This window comes from Pseudomonas sp. BF-B-30 (genome assembly GCF_019956305.1).
Lineage (GTDB): Bacteria > Pseudomonadota > Gammaproteobacteria > Pseudomonadales > Pseudomonadaceae > Aquipseudomonas > Aquipseudomonas jessenii.
Genome location: NZ_JAHBDG010000082.1, coordinates 70,167 through 86,615, shown reverse-complemented (window position 1 = coordinate 86,615; position 16,449 = coordinate 70,167). Strand labels below are relative to the sequence as shown.

Genomic DNA, 16,449 nt, shown 5'->3' with positions numbered 1-16,449 from the left:
GCTTCTGCTGAACATGATTACAGACGCATCGGCATGACAACGTAGGCCGAGTCGTCGTTATCCGATTCCTGCACCAGCGCGCTGCTGTTGGAGTCGGACAGGATCAGACGAACCTGCTCCGTGGTCATCACGCCCAGTACGTCGAGCAGGTAGCTCACGTTGAAGCCGATTTCCAGAGAGCCGCCGTTGTATTCAACGCCCACTTCTTCTTCCGCTTCTTCCTGCTCCGGGTTGTTCGCCTGGATCTTCAGCTGACCGCTGGCCAGTTGCAGACGGATACCACGGTACTTCTCGTTGGACAGAATGGCGGTACGGCTGAACGCTTCGCGCAGAGCCTGACGATCACCAAGAACCAGCTTGTCGCCGCCTTTAGGCAGAACTCGCTCGTAGTCCGGGAATTTTCCATCAACCAGCTTCGAGGTGAAGGTGAACTCACCGGTGGTGGCGCGGATGTGATGCTGACCCAGCACGATGCTGACATTGCCGTCCGGCTCGGTGAGCAGGCGAGCCAGTTCGAGGATACCTTTGCGCGGCACGATGACCTGGTGACGATCCGGCTGGCCGATGTCGGCCTGCATCGAGCACATGGCCAGACGGTGACCGTCGGTGGCTACGGCGCGGATGACGCCAGCAGAGACTTCCAGCAGCATGCCGTTGAGGTAGTAACGCACGTCCTGCTGGGCCATGGCGAAGCTGGTGCGTTCGATCAGACGACGCAGCTTGCTTTGCTCCAGGCTGCAGGTCAGCGAACCCGGGCCTTCTTCCACGGTAGGGAAGTCGTTGGCCGGCAGTGTCGACAGGGTGAAGCGGCTACGGCCAGCCTTGACCACAAGCTTCTGCTCGTCGACCTTGATGTCGATCAGCGCATCGTTCGGCAGGCTTTTGCAGATGTCCATCAGCTTGCGCGCCGGCACGGTGATGGAACCCGGATCCGCCGGCTCTTCGAGTTGAACACGACCGACCAGCTCGACTTCCAGGTCGGTACCGGTCAGCGACAATTGCTGGCCTTCGACAACCAGCAGCACGTTGGAAAGTACCGGCAAGGTCTGTCGGCGTTCGACGACGCCTGCGACCAGTTGCAGGGGTTTCAACAGGGCTTCGCGTTGAATGGTGAAATGCATGGTCTAGTCCCTTGCCTTAATTAGCTGCGCTGGTGTTCATCAAGTGGTCAGTGTACGCAGCAGGTTCTTGTAGTCCTCGCGGATGTCCGCGTCGGATTCCTTAAGTTCGTTGATCTTGCGGCACGCGTGCAAGACCGTCGTATGGTCGCGGCCGCCAAACACATCGCCGATTTCCGGCAGGCTGTGGTTGGTCAGTTCCTTGGACAACGCCATGGCGACCTGACGCGGACGAGCGACCGAACGCGAACGGCGTTTGGACAGCAAGTCGGAGATCTTGATCTTGTAGTACTCGGCGACAGTGCGCTGAATGTTATCCACAGAGACCAGTTTATCCTGCAACGCCAACAAGTCCTTAAGGGATTCGCGAATCAGCTCGATGGTGATATCGCGGCCCATGAAGTGCGAGTGGGCGATCACGCGCTTGAGCGCGCCTTCCAGCTCACGGACGTTGGAGCGAATACGTTGGGCAATGAAGAACGCGGCGTCGTGAGGCAACTCGACTTTGGCCTGATCGGCCTTCTTCATCAGGATCGCCACGCGGGTTTCCAGCTCCGGCGGCTCGACCGCTACGGTCAGGCCCCAGCCAAAACGGGATTTGAGGCGTTCTTCAAGGCCTTCGATTTCCTTCGGGTAGCGGTCACTGGTGAGAATGACCTGCTGCCCACCTTCGAGCAAGGCGTTGAAGGTGTGGAAAAACTCTTCCTGGGAACGCTCCTTGCGGGCGAAGAACTGAATGTCATCGATCAGCAACGCATCCACCGAACGGTAGAAGCGTTTGAACTCGTTGATCGCGTTCAGTTGCAGGGCCTTGACCATGTCCGCCACGAAACGCTCGGAATGCAGGTACACCACCTTGGCATTCGGGTTCTTCTTTAATAGATGGTTACCCACAGCGTGCATCAAGTGGGTTTTACCCAGGCCGACGCCACCATAAAGGAAGAGTGGGTTGTAACCGTGCTTGGGGTTGTCTGCCACCTGCCAGGCAGCGGCGCGCGCCAGCTGGTTGGATTTACCTTCAACGAAATTCTCGAAGGTAAAGGTGCGGTTCAGGTAACTGGTGTGCTTGAGCGCACCTTCGACCTGCACGGTACGTTGCTCGGCGCGCACAGGTGCCTGTTGCGAACTGGCTCCGGCCATCGGGTCGAAGCTGTCACGGGAAGGTTCTTCCTCGGAGACTTCAGCCACTTTTTGCGTCGCACGCTTGGTCGACACGGCGGCAGGTGTCGGCGGCGGACTGACGGGTGCTTGAGCAGCCTGGGCCTGGGAAGCCGCAGCAGCCAGGGGAGCGTTTGGCGCGGCACGGGGTGCCGAACTGCGTTTGCTGCCTATTAATAAGGAAAGCGCAGGCGCCATGCCATTGCCGTGCTCATCGAGCAATTCGAGAACACGCCCCAGGTACTTTTCGTTGACCCAGTCCAGAACAAAACGATTGGGTGCATACACACGCAACTCGTCGCCTTCGGCTTCGACCTGTAGTGGACGGATCCAAGTGTTGAATTGTTGGGCAGGCAGCTCATCGCGCAGAAGCTCCACGCACTGCTGCCAAAGTTCCACTGACACGGATATCCCCTAAGTTGAAAGCCGGTGAGGCAAAAACAAGCGGCCATTGTAGCGACCAGACGCCGACTTATCCACACGAAGGTGGTTCATCGACCAAGAAGAATCACCGTTTCATAAGCAAAAAAGGCGACCAGTGGTCTGTGCATAAGCTCTGTGGATAACCAGGGTTAAGGTCATTGCACAAGTGGGGGCGAAACTCGGTGGACAACCGGCCTGTGGATAAAGCGGTCTTTCACACACAGGTTATCCGACAGCGCAGCACAGGCTGAACACTGTTTTCCACCGTAGTTGTCATTCTCTGTACAGCAGGTAAAACAAGGGCTGAATCGAGTTATCCACAGAAGGTGACGAGCCTAGCTTTTATAAGCTTTACAGAAAAGCTTTAAATACTTTCCTTTCTTATTTTTATATCTACGCAAGGTGCAAGTGCTGAAAAACCTCTGGAGATCTATTTATAAGGAAACGTTGGTTGGAAATTGACCTGAAGGCTTGCTTTCTCTAGAATCCCCGGTCTCTTAAAACGGGGGCCATTCCGGCCCGTTGTGGACGAACCAGGTAACACGACAATGAAACGTACTTTCCAACCAAGCACTATCAAACGCGCTCGTACCCACGGTTTCCGTGCTCGCATGGCTACCAAGAACGGTCGTGCCGTCCTGTCGCGTCGTCGCGCCAAAGGTCGTGCGCGTCTGGCAGTTTGATAATCCGGCACTGGAGGTGAGTCAGGACTTCAGTCGGGAAAAGCGTCTGCTTACCCCCCGGCAATTCAAGGCAGTCTTTGACTCCCCTACCGGCAAGGTTCCGGGGAAAAATCTCCTGCTCCTTGCGCGCAACAACGATCTTGATCACCCCCGTCTCGGGTTGGTAATCGGGAAAAAGAGCGTAAAGCTCTCCGTCGAGCGCAATCGCCTCAAACGTCTGATGCGCGAATCGTTTCGCCTGAACCAGGATTCTCTGGTCGGCTGGGACATTGTTATCGTCGCGCGCAAAGGTTTGGGCGACGTAGAAAACCCCGAATTGATTCAGCATTTCGGCAAACTCTGGAAACGACTGGCTCGCAGTTCGCCAGTACCAGCAGTCAAAACCGAAACTGTAGGGGTAGACAGTCCAGATGCGTAAACTGGCACTCGTTCCGATCCAGTTTTATCGCTATGCCATTAGTCCCCTGATGGCCAGTCACTGTCGTTTCTACCCCAGTTGTTCCTGCTACGCGTTAGAAGCCATCGAAAATCATGGCCTTCTTCGCGGTGGCTGGCTGACCTTTCGTCGTTTAGGTCGCTGTCATCCGTGGAATCCCGGTGGTTATGACCCGGTTCCACCTATCCCTACCTCCCGTTCTTCTTCGATGGCCGAGTAATCATGGATATCAAACGCACGATCCTGATCGTCGCCCTGGCAATCGTGTCCTACGTTATGGTTCTTAAATGGAACCAGGACTATGGCCAGGCTGCCCTGCCGACTCAGAATGTTGCCACCAATACGACTGCATCGGGCCTGCCGGATACGGCATCTGGCTCCAACGCTTCTGCCAGTGACGACATTCCACGTGCTGCAAGCGACACCAGTGCACCTGCCGAAACGCCGGTGGCTGTGAGCAAGGACCTCATCCAGATCAAAACGGATGTACTGGACCTGGCTGTCGACCCACAAGGTGGCGATGTTGCCCAGTTGACCCTGCCGCTGTATCCGCGTCGTCAGGATCACCCGGAAATTCCGTTCCAGCTGTTCGATAACGGCGGCGAACGTACTTATCTGGCGCAAAGCGGTCTGATCGGCACCAACGGTCCGGATGCAAATCCGGCCGGTCGTCCGGTTTATTCCTCGGAGAAGAAGATTTATCAGCTGGCTGACGGTCAGGACCAATTGGTCGTGGACCTGAAGTTCAGCAAAGACGGCGTCAACTACATCAAGCGTTTCACCCTGAAACGCGGCCTGTATGACGTAACCGTTTCCTACCTGGTCGACAACCAGAGCGCCCAGCCCTGGAATGGTGCGATGTTCGCCCAGTTGAAGCGCGACGCCAGCGCCGATCCTTCATCGACTACGGCTACCGGCACCGCGACTTACCTGGGCGCTGCCCTGTGGACAAGTTCCGAGCCGTACAAGAAAGTGTCCATGAAGGACATGGACAAGGCGCCGCTGAAAGAAACCGTCACTGGCGGTTGGGTTGCCTGGTTGCAGCACTACTTCGTGACCGCATGGATTCCGGCCAAGGGCGAAAACAACGTCGTCCAGACCCGTAAAGACAGCAAAGGCAACTACATCATCGGCTACACCGGCCCATCGATGAGTGTTGCGCCGGGTGCCAAGGCCGAGACCAGCGCTGTTCTGTACGCCGGTCCGAAAAGCCAGGCTGTGCTGAAAGAGTTGTCCCCAGGTCTGGAACTGACGGTCGACTACGGCATTCTGTGGTTCATCGCCCAACCGATCTTCTGGTTGCTGCAACACATCCACGCCATTGTGGGTAACTGGGGCTGGTCGATCATCTTCCTGACCATGCTGATCAAAGGGATCTTCTTCCCGCTGTCGGCTGCCAGCTACAAATCCATGGCGCGCATGCGTGCAGTAGCACCGAAACTGGCCGCGCTGAAAGAGCAACATGGCGATGACCGGCAGAAAATGTCGCAAGCCATGATGGAACTGTACAAGAAAGAGAAGATCAATCCGCTGGGTGGTTGCTTGCCAATCCTCGTGCAGATGCCGGTTTTCCTCTCGCTGTACTGGGTTCTGCTGGAAAGCGTTGAAATGCGCCAAGCGCCGTTCATGCTGTGGATTACTGACCTGTCGATCAAGGATCCGTTCTTCATTCTGCCGATCATCATGGGCGCAACCATGTTCATCCAGCAGCAGTTGAACCCGACTCCTCCGGATCCGATGCAGGCCAAGGTGATGAAGCTGATGCCAATCATCTTCACCTTCTTCTTCCTGTGGTTCCCGGCCGGTCTGGTGCTGTACTGGGTTGTAAACAACGTGCTGTCCATCGCACAACAGTGGTACATCACGCGTAAAATCGAAGCGGCCGCTAAAGCAGCTGCCTGATTTACACTGTGGATAACCACTCAAAACGCCCCCTAGTGGGGCGTTTTGCTATCTGTCACTTTTGTCTGGATACCGGTTTATGAGCGTTCCTCGCGAAACCATCGCAGCCGTCGCCACCGCTCAAGGTCGCGGCGGTGTAGGCATCGTGCGTATTTCCGGGCCGTTGGCCAGCGTTGCGGCCAAGGCCTTCAGCGGTCGCGAGCTCAAGCCGCGATTTGCCCACTACGGTCCGTTTTTCAGTGAAAACGACGAGGTGCTGGACCAGGGCATTGCCTTGTATTTCCCCGGCCCGAACTCGTTCACAGGCGAAGATGTGCTGGAGCTGCAAGGCCATGGCGGTCCGATTGTTCTGGATATGTTGCTCAAGCGCTGCCTGGAACTGGGTTGCCGCCTAGCCCGGCCGGGGGAATTCAGTGAGCGCGCCTTCCTCAACGACAAACTGGACCTCGCCCAGGCCGAAGCCATTGCCGACCTGATTGAAGCCAGTTCTGCCCAGGCTGCGCGAAACGCGTTGCGCTCCCTGCAGGGTGCTTTTTCGTCACGTGTGCATAACCTCACCGAGCAACTGATCGGCCTGCGAATCTATGTAGAAGCGGCCATCGATTTCCCGGAAGAGGAAATCGACTTCCTCGCCGATGGCCACGTCCTGAGCATGCTCGACAAAGTGCGCGACGAGTTATCCACCGTCATGCGCGAAGCCGGGCAGGGTGCCTTGCTGCGTGACGGTATGACCGTGGTCATTGCCGGTCGTCCGAATGCTGGTAAATCCAGCCTGCTCAATGCCCTGGCCGGGCGTGAAGCAGCAATCGTGACCGAGATTGCCGGCACCACCCGTGACGTGCTTCGCGAACATATCCACATCGATGGCATGCCGCTGCACGTCGTGGATACCGCCGGTCTGCGCGATACCGATGATCATGTGGAAAAAATCGGCGTCGAGCGTGCCTTGAAAGCTATCGGCGAAGCCGATCGGGTACTGTTGGTGGTTGATGCCACTGCTCCGGAAGCCCTCGATCCTTTCGCACTCTGGCCGGAGTTTCTCGAAATCCGTCCCGATCCCGCGAAAGTCACCCTGATCCGCAACAAAGCCGATCTTACGGGCGAAGCCATTGCGCTGGAGGTCAGCCAGGACGGCCATGTCACCATCAGCCTGAGCGCCAGGTCGGGTGGTGTCGGGCTGGAGCTGCTGCGTGATCACCTCAAGGCCTGCATGGGCTATGAACAAACGTCCGAAAGCAGCTTCAGCGCTCGCCGGCGACACCTTGAGGCGCTACGTCATGCCAGTGCGGCCCTCGAGCATGGCCGTGCCCAATTGACCCTGGCCGGTGCTGGTGAGTTGTTGGCCGAGGATTTGCGCCAGGCTCAGCAGTCGCTGGGTGAAATCACCGGTGCTTTCAGTTCCGATGACCTGCTGGGGCGGATTTTTTCCAGCTTCTGTATCGGTAAGTAGCCCTCCTGTTATTCACAGACAGGCCATTCGTGCCTGTCTGTTCTCTCCTTTTCTGAAAAAAACTTCCAGTGCCGAGCGGACTTCGTCTGCTTGAGCGGAATTCCTGCACCCGAATTTCGAGCGAACGGCACTTTTCTGTGGATTAAGCCCTGTGAATAACCGCGGCTAAGGTCAGTTGATAACAGGGCTCGAAAACTGGACATAACCGCCTCTGTGGATAACCATCCCTTTCATCCACAGGCTTAAACCGGTTATCCAAGGGCCTCATTGGCACATGAACACAGGGTTTTGAATCTCTGTACACATTGAAAATAAAGGGCTATAGCAATCTATCCACAGAAAGGTAGGTGCATAGAAATAAACATAAAAACAAAGATTTAATAAATTTCTTTCTTTTTAATTTCTATAACTCCGACTTTTCCACAGCTGGTTAAATTTTGTGCAAAGGGTTCTTTAGGAAGGGCGAAGTCCCTATACTTGTCGACCAGGTCCAAAAACCTGAGCTCAAACTATTCCTGAATTACCTACTTAAGCAGGCACGAGGTGCGTGGTGGATTTCCCTTCCCGTTTTGAAGTGATCGTCATCGGCGGCGGTCATGCCGGTACCGAGGCAGCACTGGCCTCAGCACGTATGGGGGTTAAAACCCTATTGCTGACGCATAACGTGGAAACCCTCGGTGCCATGAGTTGCAATCCGGCCATTGGCGGGATCGGCAAAAGCCACCTGGTCAAGGAAATCGACGCCCTTGGCGGCGCGATGGCCATGGCTACCGATAAAGGCGGTATCCAGTTTCGCGTGTTGAACAGCCGCAAAGGCCCGGCCGTGCGAGCAACCCGCGCGCAGGCAGACCGGGTTCTGTACAAGGCAGCTGTCCGCGAAATCCTGGAGAACCAGCCGAACCTGTGGATATTTCAACAGGCCGCTGACGATCTGATCGTCGAGCAGGAACAAGTCCGTGGTGTTGTCACCCAAATGGGCCTGCGTTTCTTCGCTGATTCCGTGGTGTTGACCACCGGTACGTTCCTCGGTGGACTTATCCACATCGGTTTGCAGAATTTTTCCGGCGGTCGCGCCGGTGATCCGCCATCGATCGCGCTGGCTCACCGTCTGCGTGAACTGCCATTGCGCGTGGGTCGTTTGAAAACCGGTACTCCGCCACGTATCGACGGTCGGTCTGTGGATTTCTCGGTGATGTCCGAGCAACCGGGTGATACGCCGATCCCGGTGATGTCGTTCATGGGGTCAAAAGAGCAGCATCCGAAGCAAGTCAGCTGCTGGATTACCCACACGAATGCGCGCACCCACGAAATCATTGCCGCGAACCTCGACCGTTCGCCGATGTATTCCGCTGCCGGTGAGATCGAAGGGATCGGCCCGCGTTATTGCCCGTCGATCGAAGACAAGATCCATCGCTTCGCCGACAAGGAAAGCCATCAGGTGTTTATCGAACCGGAAGGTTTGACCACCCATGAGCTGTATCCGAACGGTATATCCACAAGCTTGCCGTTCGACGTGCAATTGCAGATCGTGCAATCGATCCGCGGCATGGAAAACGCGCACATCGTGCGTCCGGGCTACGCGATCGAGTACGACTACTTCGATCCACGTGATTTGAAATACAGCCTGGAAACCAAAGTCATCGGCGGCTTGTTCTTCGCCGGGCAAATCAACGGCACAACCGGTTACGAAGAAGCCGGTGCCCAGGGTTTGCTCGCCGGGACCAACGCTGCACTGCGTGCGCAAGGCAAAGAGGCCTGGTGCCCGCGTCGCGACGAGGCCTATATCGGCGTGTTGGTCGACGACCTGATAACCCTCGGTACCCAAGAGCCGTACCGGATGTTCACCTCACGTGCCGAATATCGCTTGATCCTGCGCGAAGACAACGCCGACCTGCGCTTGACCGAAAAAGGTCGCGAACTGGGTCTGGTGGATGACGTGCGCTGGGCGGCTTTCTGCAAAAAACGCGAAAGCATCGAACTGGAAGAGCAGCGCCTGAAAAGTACCTGGGTACGCCCTGGTACCGAACAGGGCGATGCCATTGCCGAAAAATTCGGCACGCCACTGACTCACGAATACAACCTGCTCAACCTCTTGAGCCGTCCGGAAATCGACTACGCTGGTCTCATCGCCGTGACCGGTGGGGGCGCGGAAGATCCACAGGTTGCCGAGCAGGTCGAGATCAAGACCAAATACGCCGGCTACATTGATCGTCAACAGGATGAAATCGCCCGCCTGCGAGCCAGCGAAGACACCAAATTGCCTGTGGATATCGATTACACGAATATTTCCGGTCTCTCCAAGGAGATCCAGAGCAAGCTCGGCACGACCCGTCCAGAAACCTTGGGCCAGGCCTCGCGCATACCGGGCGTTACGCCGGCAGCCATTTCGCTGTTGATGATTCATTTGAAAAAACGCGGCGCGGGCCGTCAGTTGGAGCAAAGCGCTTGAGTTCGTTGGTCACCTCGCAACACGCAGAAGAGTTATCCACAGGTGCTCGCCAGCTCGGTGTCACGCTGACAGAAACCCAGCACGCGCAGCTGCTGGGTTATCTGGCCCTGTTGATAAAATGGAACAAGGCTTACAACCTGACCGCGGTACGCGATCCGGACGAGATGGTCTCCCGCCACTTGCTCGATAGTTTGAGCGTGATGTCGTTCGTCGAAAACGGCCGGTGGCTGGACGTCGGCAGCGGCGGTGGTATGCCTGGCATTCCGCTGGCGATCCTGTTTCCCGAGTCCCAGGTGACCTGCCTGGACAGCAACGGCAAGAAAACCCGCTTCCTGACCCAGGTCAAACTCGAACTAAAACTGGATAACCTGCAAGTTATCCACAGTCGCGTCGAAGCCTTCCAGCCTGTACAGCCCTTCAACGGAATCATTTCCCGGGCGTTCAGCAGCATGGAGAACTTCAGCAACTGGACGCGCCACCTCGGCGATAGCGAAACACGCTGGCTGGCAATGAAGGGCGTTCATCCGGCCGATGAGCTGGTAGCATTGCCGGCAGACTTCCACCTCGATAGCGAACACGCCCTGGCCGTACCTGGTTGCCAAGGCCAACGCCATCTGCTGATACTGCGCCGCACGGCATGATTGGGAACACAAGCAAGAATGGCTAAGGTATTCGCGATTGCGAACCAAAAGGGTGGCGTGGGCAAAACCACCACCTGCATCAACCTCGCAGCATCCCTGGTCGCGACCAAGCGCCGGGTGCTGTTGATCGATCTTGATCCACAGGGCAACGCCACCATGGGTAGCGGTGTGGATAAACATGGCCTGGAAAACTCGGTCTACGACCTGCTGATCGGAGAATGTGATCTGGCCCAGGCCATGCACTTCTCCGAACACGGTGGCTACCAGCTGTTGCCGGCCAACCGCGATCTCACCGCGGCCGAAGTGGTGCTGCTGGAAATGCAGATGAAGGAAAGCCGTCTGCGCAGCGCGCTGGCGCCGATCCGGGAAAACTACGATTACATCCTGATCGACTGCCCGCCGTCGCTGTCGATGCTGACCTTGAACGCACTGGTTGCCGCTGACGGGGTCATTATCCCCATGCAGTGCGAGTACTTCGCACTCGAAGGCTTGAGCGACCTTGTGGATAACATCAAGCGTATCTCTGAACTGCTGAACCCGAACCTCAAGGTCGAAGGCCTGCTGCGTACGATGTACGACCCACGCCTGAGCCTGATGAACGATGTCTCGGCGCAGCTCAAGGAACACTTCGGCGAGCAGCTCTACGACACCGTCATACCGCGCAATATCCGTCTGGCCGAAGCGCCAAGCTACGGCATGCCGGCGCTGGCGTACGACAAAGCTTCGCGAGGCGCCGTTGCCTACCTGGCATTGGCGGGCGAAATGGTTCGTCGTCAACGCAAAAACTCACGCATCGCCGCTGCTCAGGCAACTTAAGGAATCCCCATGGCCGTCAAGAAACGAGGTCTCGGACGTGGACTGGATGCTCTGTTGAGTGGTCCGACTGTCAGCTCGCTGGAAGAACAAGCGGCGCAAGCCGATCAGCGTGAGCTGCAACATCTCCCCCTGGATCTGCTCCAGCGCGGCAAGTACCAGCCGCGTCGTGACATGGATCCGCAGGCGCTCGAAGAGCTGGCGCAATCGATCAAGGCCCAGGGCGTCATGCAGCCCATCGTGGTTCGCCCGATCGGCAGCGGCCGCTTTGAAATCATTGCCGGCGAACGCCGCTGGCGCGCCAGCCAGCAAGCCGGGCAGGAAACCATCCCGGCAATGGTTCGCGATGTACCCGATGAAACCGCGATCGCCATCGCGCTGATCGAGAACATTCAGCGCGAAGACCTGAACCCGATTGAAGAAGCGGTGGCCCTGCAGCGGTTGCAGCAGGAGTTCCAGCTGACCCAGCAACAGGTGGCCGAGGCTGTGGGCAAGTCCCGGGTGACAGTGGCCAACCTGTTGCGCCTGATTTCCTTGCCGGAAGTCATCAAGACCATGTTGTCCCACGGCGACCTGGAAATGGGTCATGCCCGTGCTTTGCTCGGTTTGCCGGAAATTCAACAGGTTGAAGGGGCGCGACATGTTGTCGCACGCGGGCTGACCGTGCGCCAAACCGAGGCACTGGTTCGCCAGTGGTTGAGTGGTAAACCGGAGCCTGTGGAAGCGGCAAAACCGGACCCGGATATTGCCCGTCTCGAACAGCGTCTGGCCGAGCGCCTAGGCTCTGCGGTGCAGATCCGCCACGGTAAGAAGGGTAAAGGACAGTTGGTGATTGGCTACAACTCACTGGATGAGCTTCAAGGCGTACTTGCACATATCCGCTGAAACATTTCCTCATGTAGCGCGCAGTCGGAAATCACTACCTGACAGTTGAATAGGGGCAGAACCGCCCCTATACTCTGCGCGCATTTTGTCGGCACAAATTATGCCAAGTTATTGAATTTCGGCAGCCGACCATTGGGGAGTAAAAGTGATGGAAACCCGCACGCCAAACCGCCTGCCCTTCCATCGCCTGGCAGTTTTTCCGGTGTTAATGGCTCAATTTGTCGTGTTGCTGATCGCCGCTTTGGCGCTCTGGTACCGATATGGAGTCGTTGCCGGGTACTCGGGACTCTGCGGAGGCCTGATAGCCTTGCTACCCAATATTTATTTCGCTCACAGGGCATTTCGGTTTTCCGGCGCCCGAGCAGCCCAGTCCATCGTCCGGTCTTTTTATGCCGGCGAGGCAGGCAAACTGATTTTGACGGCAGTGCTGTTTGCACTGGTGTTTGCAGGTGTGAAGCCACTGGCGCCGATTGCAGTATTCGGTGCCTTCGTGCTGACTCAGTCGGTCAGCTGGTTCGCTCCCCTGCTGATGAGAACAAGACTTTCGAGACCTTAGGGCGTTTGAGGCAACCATGGCAGAAACAACCGCTTCGGGCTATATCCAGCACCACTTGCAGAACCTGACCTTCGGTCAGCACCCTACCGGCGGCTGGGGCTTTGCCCACACCGCAGCAGAAGCCAAAGAAATGGGCTTCTGGGCTTTCCACGTCGATACTCTCGGCTGGTCGGTCGCATTGGGTCTGATCTTCGTTCTTCTTTTCCGCATGGCGGCCAAGAAAGCGACTTCCGGTCAGCCTGGTGCTTTGCAGAACTTCGTTGAAGTATTGGTCGAATTCGTCGATGGCAGCGTGAAAGACAGCTTCCATGGCCGTAGCCCGGTGATTGCACCGCTGGCACTGACCATCTTCGTCTGGGTGTTCCTGATGAACGCCGTCGACCTGGTACCGGTCGACTGGATTCCTCAGCTGGCCATCCTGATCTCCGGCGATGCCCACATCCCGTTCCGCGCCGTGTCGACCACCGACCCGAACGCGACTCTGGCCATGGCCTTCACGGTGTTCGCGCTGATCATTTTCTACAGCATCAAGATCAAGGGCCTCGGCGGCTTCATCGGCGAGCTGACCCTGCACCCGTTCGGCAGCAAGAACATCTTCGTTCAGGCCCTGCTGATTCCGGTGAACTTCCTGCTGGAATTCGTGACCCTGATCGCCAAGCCGATCTCCCTGGCTCTGCGTCTGTTCGGCAACATGTACGCCGGCGAGCTGGTCTTCATTCTGATTGCTGTGATGTTCGGCAGCGGTCTGCTCTGGCTTAGTGGCCTGGGCGTTGTTCTGCAGTGGGCGTGGGCTGTGTTCCACATCCTGATCATCACCCTGCAGGCGTTCATCTTCATGATGTTGACCATCGTCTACCTGTCGATGGCGCACGAAGAAAACCATTAAGGCCAGTCTCGACTAGTCTGATGTCCTTCCCGGTAAAACGGGAAGGTGCTCCTTACGGGGCATCTGAAACGATTTGTTTTACCGCTTTAATCTAAAAAACCTAAACCATACGACGTAAAAGTCGGGAGGAAAGATGGAAACTGTAGTTGGTCTAACCGCTATCGCTGTTGCACTGTTGATCGGCCTGGGCGCACTGGGTACCGCAATTGGTTTCGGCCTGCTGGGCGGCAAGTTCCTGGAAGGCGCAGCGCGTCAGCCAGAAATGGTTCCAATGCTGCAAGTTAAAATGTTCATCGTTGCCGGTCTGCTCGACGCCGTAACCATGATCGGTGTTGGTATCGCTCTGTTCTTCACCTTTGCGAACCCGTTCGTTGGTCAAATCGCTGGCTAATTACTCGGATCTTCCGGGTAATTTGGTGTGATGGACAACGTAACTGCGAGGTGTTGGCGTGAACATTAATGCGACCCTGATTGGCCAGTCCGTTGCGTTCCTGATTTTTGTACTGTTCTGCATGAAGTTCGTATGGCCTCCGGTCATTGCGGCACTGCACGAACGTCAAAAGAAGATCGCTGATGGTCTGGACGCTGCCAGCCGTGCAGCTCGCGACCTGGAGTTGGCCCAAGAAAAAGCGGGTCACCAACTGCGCGAAGCGAAAGCTCAGGCAGCTGAAATCATCGAGCAAGCCAAGAAACGCGGTAACCAGATTGTCGAAGAGGCTGTTGAAAAGGCCCGTGTCGACGCTGACCGTGTGAAGGTTCAGGCTCAGGCCGAGATCGAACAGGAACTGAACAGTGTCAAAGACGCGCTGCGTGCCCAAGTGGGCTTGCTGGCAGTCGGCGGCGCCGAGAAGATCCTGGGTGCCACAATCGATCAAAACGCGCACGCAGAGCTGGTTAACCAACTGGCTGCTGAAATCTAAGCGAGGGCGATCATGGCAGAACTGACCACGTTGGCCCGACCTTACGCTAAGGCGGCCTTCGAGCACGCTCAGGCCCACCAGCAACTGGCCAATTGGTCAGCCATGCTCGGCCTGGCTGCAGCGGTGTCGGAAGACGACACCATGCAGCGCGTGCTCAAGGCCCCGCGACTGACGAGCGCAGAAAAGGCCGCCACGTTTATTGACGTGTGCGGCGACAAGTTTGATGCCAAGGCACAGAACTTCATCCACGTCGTTGCCGAAAACGACCGTCTCCCGCTGTTGCCGGAGATCGCCGCTCTGTTCGACCTGTACAAGGCCGAACAAGAGAAGTCGGTAGACGTTGAAGTCACCAGTGCTTTCGCATTGAACCAAGAACAGCAAGACAAACTCGCCAAGGTTCTCAGTGCACGACTCAACCGGGAAGTGCGCCTGCAAGTTGCGGAGGACGCTGCCCTTATTGGTGGTGTCGTCATCCGCGCCGGCGACCTGGTTATCGATGGCTCGATTCGCGGCAAAATCGCGAAACTTGCCGAAGCATTGAAATCTTGAGTTTGAAGGGGCAGCAGAGCAATGCAGCAACTCAATCCTTCCGAAATAAGTGAAATTATCAAGGGCCGCATCGACAAGCTCGATGTGACCTCCCAAGCCCGTAACGAAGGCACTGTCGTCAGCGTATCTGACGGTATCGTGCGGATTCACGGTCTGGCCGACGTAATGTACGGCGAGATGATCGAGTTTCCGGGCGGCGTCTTCGGTATGGCCCTCAACCTGGAGCAAGACTCCGTAGGTGCCGTTGTATTGGGCGCATACCAGTCTCTGGCTGAAGGCATGAGCGCCAAGTGCACTGGCCGCATCCTGGAAGTTCCGGTTGGTAAGGAACTGCTGGGTCGCGTAGTCGACGCACTGGGTAACCCTGTTGACGGCAAAGGTCCACTGGGCAACACCGAGACCGACGCGGTCGAGAAAGTTGCTCCAGGCGTGATCTGGCGTAAGTCGGTAGACCAGCCTGTACAGACTGGCTACAAGGCTGTCGATGCCATGATCCCTGTCGGCCGTGGCCAGCGTGAGCTGATCATCGGTGACCGTCAGATCGGTAAAACCGCTCTGGCGATCGACGCGATCATCAACCAGAAGAACAGCGGCATTTTCTGCGTCTACGTAGCAATCGGTCAGAAACAATCGACCATCGCCAACGTGGTTCGCAAGCTGGAAGAAAACGGCGCCCTGGCCAACACGATCATCGTGGCTGCCAGTGCTTCGGAATCTCCTGCGCTGCAATTCCTGGCACCGTACTCCGGTTGCACCATGGGTGAATTCTTCCGCGACCGCGGTGAAGACGCGCTGATCGTTTATGACGATCTGTCCAAGCAAGCAGTGGCTTACCGCCAGATTTCCCTGCTGCTGCGCCGTCCACCAGGCCGTGAAGCTTACCCAGGCGACGTGTTCTATCTCCACTCCCGTCTGCTGGAGCGCGCATCCCGCGTTTCGGAAGAATACGTAGAGAAGTTCACCAACGGCGCAGTGACCGGCAAAACCGGTTCCCTGACCGCACTGCCGATCATCGAAACCCAGGCTGGCGACGTTTCCGCGTTCGTTCCGACCAACGTGATTTCCATCACCGACGGTCAGATCTTCCTGGAATCGGCCATGTTCAACTCGGGCATCCGTCCTGCAGTGAACGCCGGTGTTTCGGTATCCCGTGTGGGTGGTGCCGCTCAGACCAAGATCATCAAGAAGCTGTCCGGTGGTATCCGTACCGCTCTGGCTCAGTACCGTGAACTGGCGGCATTCGCCCAGTTCGCTTCTGACCTGGACGAAGCGACCCGTAAGCAACTTGAGCATGGTCAGCGCGTTACCGAGCTGATGAAGCAGAAGCAATACGCACCAATGTCGATCGCTGACATGGCGCTGTCGCTGTATGCCGCTGAGCGTGGGTTCCTGACTGACGTTGAAATCGCCAAGATCGGCAGCTTCGAGCAAGCGCTGATTGCTTTCTTCAACCGCGATCACGCCGATTTGATGGCGAAGATCAACGTGAAAGGTGACTTCAATGACGAAATCGACGCTGGCATGAAAGCCGGTATCGAGAAGTTCAAGGCCACCCAAACCTGGTAAGCCGCAGCGGGAGC

Annotated in this window: 17 protein-coding genes; 15 read left to right on the top strand and 2 right to left on the bottom strand. The window is 56.9% G+C overall.

Translation table 11 applies throughout. From position 1 onward, the window contains the following. Positions 1-17: 17 nt before the first annotated feature. A complete protein-coding gene (gene dnaN / locus KGB29_RS27295) occupies positions 18-1,121 on the bottom strand; it encodes a DNA polymerase III subunit beta (protein WP_007969885.1) in 1,104 nt (367 codons plus the stop codon). 39 nt (positions 1,122-1,160) lie between these two features. Continuing rightward, positions 1,161-2,681, bottom strand: coding sequence for a chromosomal replication initiator protein DnaA (gene dnaA / locus KGB29_RS27290; RefSeq protein ID WP_154909739.1), 1,521 nt, complete (start codon positions 2,679-2,681; stop codon positions 1,161-1,163). Between the two features lie 566 nt (positions 2,682-3,247). On the opposite strand from dnaA, the gene rpmH reads away from it, so the two are divergent. The 15 genes from rpmH to atpA all read left to right on the top strand — a co-directional run bounded on the left by rpmH (position 3,248) and on the right by atpA (position 16,435). Continuing rightward, a complete protein-coding gene (rpmH, locus tag KGB29_RS27285; RefSeq protein WP_003213577.1) occupies positions 3,248-3,382 on the top strand; it encodes a 50S ribosomal protein L34 in 135 nt (44 codons plus the stop codon). 16 nt (positions 3,383-3,398) lie between these two features. Then, the gene (gene rnpA / locus KGB29_RS27280) at positions 3,399-3,800 is read left to right on the top strand and encodes a ribonuclease P protein component (RefSeq protein ID WP_056727027.1); all 402 of its coding nucleotides are present in this window, start codon (positions 3,399-3,401) and stop codon (positions 3,798-3,800) included. Beyond that, positions 3,793-4,038 (top strand): membrane protein insertion efficiency factor YidD, encoded by a 246-nt coding sequence (yidD, locus tag KGB29_RS27275; protein WP_010207715.1) that lies wholly within the window; start codon positions 3,793-3,795, stop codon positions 4,036-4,038. The genes rnpA and yidD overlap by 8 nt, the downstream gene beginning before the upstream one ends. A 2-nt stretch (positions 4,039-4,040) precedes the next feature. Beyond that, positions 4,041-5,720, top strand: coding sequence for a membrane protein insertase YidC (gene yidC / locus KGB29_RS27270; RefSeq protein ID WP_057712656.1), 1,680 nt, complete (start codon positions 4,041-4,043; stop codon positions 5,718-5,720). 79 nt (positions 5,721-5,799) lie between these two features. Further along, positions 5,800-7,170, top strand: a complete 1,371-nt coding sequence (gene mnmE / locus KGB29_RS27265) for a tRNA uridine-5-carboxymethylaminomethyl(34) synthesis GTPase MnmE (RefSeq protein ID WP_057712657.1) — start codon at positions 5,800-5,802, stop codon at positions 7,168-7,170. 550 nt (positions 7,171-7,720) lie between these two features. Next, a complete protein-coding gene (mnmG, locus tag KGB29_RS27260) occupies positions 7,721-9,619 on the top strand; it encodes a tRNA uridine-5-carboxymethylaminomethyl(34) synthesis enzyme MnmG (protein ID WP_150812671.1) in 1,899 nt (632 codons plus the stop codon). Continuing rightward, positions 9,616-10,260: a 16S rRNA (guanine(527)-N(7))-methyltransferase RsmG gene (gene rsmG, locus KGB29_RS27255; protein WP_150812672.1), complete on the top strand. Its 645-nt coding sequence runs from the start codon at positions 9,616-9,618 to the stop codon at positions 10,258-10,260. The genes mnmG and rsmG overlap by 4 nt, the downstream gene beginning before the upstream one ends. Positions 10,261-10,278: 18 nt before the next feature. Beyond that, a complete protein-coding gene (locus KGB29_RS27250) occupies positions 10,279-11,076 on the top strand; it encodes a ParA family protein (protein WP_046038783.1) in 798 nt (265 codons plus the stop codon). A 9-nt stretch (positions 11,077-11,085) separates the two neighbouring features. Next, positions 11,086-11,958: a ParB/RepB/Spo0J family partition protein gene (locus KGB29_RS27245; protein ID WP_057712660.1), complete on the top strand. Its 873-nt coding sequence runs from the start codon at positions 11,086-11,088 to the stop codon at positions 11,956-11,958. A 148-nt stretch (positions 11,959-12,106) separates the two neighbouring features. Then, the gene (locus KGB29_RS27240; RefSeq protein WP_057712661.1) at positions 12,107-12,514 is read left to right on the top strand and encodes a F0F1 ATP synthase subunit I; all 408 of its coding nucleotides are present in this window, start codon (positions 12,107-12,109) and stop codon (positions 12,512-12,514) included. A gap of 16 nt (positions 12,515-12,530) precedes the next feature. Continuing rightward, the gene (gene atpB, locus KGB29_RS27235; protein WP_057712662.1) at positions 12,531-13,400 is read left to right on the top strand and encodes a F0F1 ATP synthase subunit A; all 870 of its coding nucleotides are present in this window, start codon (positions 12,531-12,533) and stop codon (positions 13,398-13,400) included. 133 nt (positions 13,401-13,533) lie between these two features. Beyond that, positions 13,534-13,791, top strand: a complete 258-nt coding sequence (atpE, locus tag KGB29_RS27230) for a F0F1 ATP synthase subunit C (RefSeq protein WP_003097235.1) — start codon at positions 13,534-13,536, stop codon at positions 13,789-13,791. 58 nt (positions 13,792-13,849) lie between these two features. Beyond that, positions 13,850-14,320 (top strand): F0F1 ATP synthase subunit B, encoded by a 471-nt coding sequence (locus KGB29_RS27225; protein ID WP_008045681.1) that lies wholly within the window; start codon positions 13,850-13,852, stop codon positions 14,318-14,320. 12 nt (positions 14,321-14,332) lie between these two features. Next, positions 14,333-14,869 carry a F0F1 ATP synthase subunit delta gene (locus KGB29_RS27220; protein ID WP_008045680.1) on the top strand — a complete coding sequence of 179 codons (537 nt, stop codon included), beginning with the start codon at positions 14,333-14,335 and terminating at the stop codon, positions 14,867-14,869. Positions 14,870-14,890: 21 nt separating this feature from the next. Further along, the gene (gene atpA, locus KGB29_RS27215) at positions 14,891-16,435 is read left to right on the top strand and encodes a F0F1 ATP synthase subunit alpha (RefSeq protein WP_030132553.1); all 1,545 of its coding nucleotides are present in this window, start codon (positions 14,891-14,893) and stop codon (positions 16,433-16,435) included. Positions 16,436-16,449: the final 14 nt, after the last annotated feature.

Bases quoted from the DNA above. Each gene is read 5' to 3' on its own strand.
- yidC (WP_057712656.1), top strand. From the start codon at position 4,041: ATGGATATCAAACGCACGATCCTGATCGTCGCCCTGGCAATCGTGTCC.
- atpA (WP_030132553.1), top strand. From the start codon at position 14,891: ATGCAGCAACTCAATCCTTCCGAAATAAGTGAAATTATCAAGGGCCGC.
- yidD (WP_010207715.1), top strand. From the start codon at position 3,793: ATGCGTAAACTGGCACTCGTTCCGATCCAGTTTTATCGCTATGCCATT.
- KGB29_RS27240 (WP_057712661.1), top strand. From the start codon at position 12,107: ATGGAAACCCGCACGCCAAACCGCCTGCCCTTCCATCGCCTGGCAGTT.
- dnaN (WP_007969885.1), bottom strand. From the start codon at position 1,121: ATGCATTTCACCATTCAACGCGAAGCCCTGTTGAAACCCCTGCAACTG.
- rpmH (WP_003213577.1), top strand. From the start codon at position 3,248: ATGAAACGTACTTTCCAACCAAGCACTATCAAACGCGCTCGTACCCAC.
- KGB29_RS27245 (WP_057712660.1), top strand. From the start codon at position 11,086: ATGGCCGTCAAGAAACGAGGTCTCGGACGTGGACTGGATGCTCTGTTG.
- KGB29_RS27250 (WP_046038783.1), top strand. From the start codon at position 10,279: ATGGCTAAGGTATTCGCGATTGCGAACCAAAAGGGTGGCGTGGGCAAA.
- atpE (WP_003097235.1), top strand. From the start codon at position 13,534: ATGGAAACTGTAGTTGGTCTAACCGCTATCGCTGTTGCACTGTTGATC.
- atpB (WP_057712662.1), top strand. From the start codon at position 12,531: ATGGCAGAAACAACCGCTTCGGGCTATATCCAGCACCACTTGCAGAAC.
- mnmE (WP_057712657.1), top strand. From the start codon at position 5,800: ATGAGCGTTCCTCGCGAAACCATCGCAGCCGTCGCCACCGCTCAAGGT.
- KGB29_RS27220 (WP_008045680.1), top strand. From the start codon at position 14,333: ATGGCAGAACTGACCACGTTGGCCCGACCTTACGCTAAGGCGGCCTTC.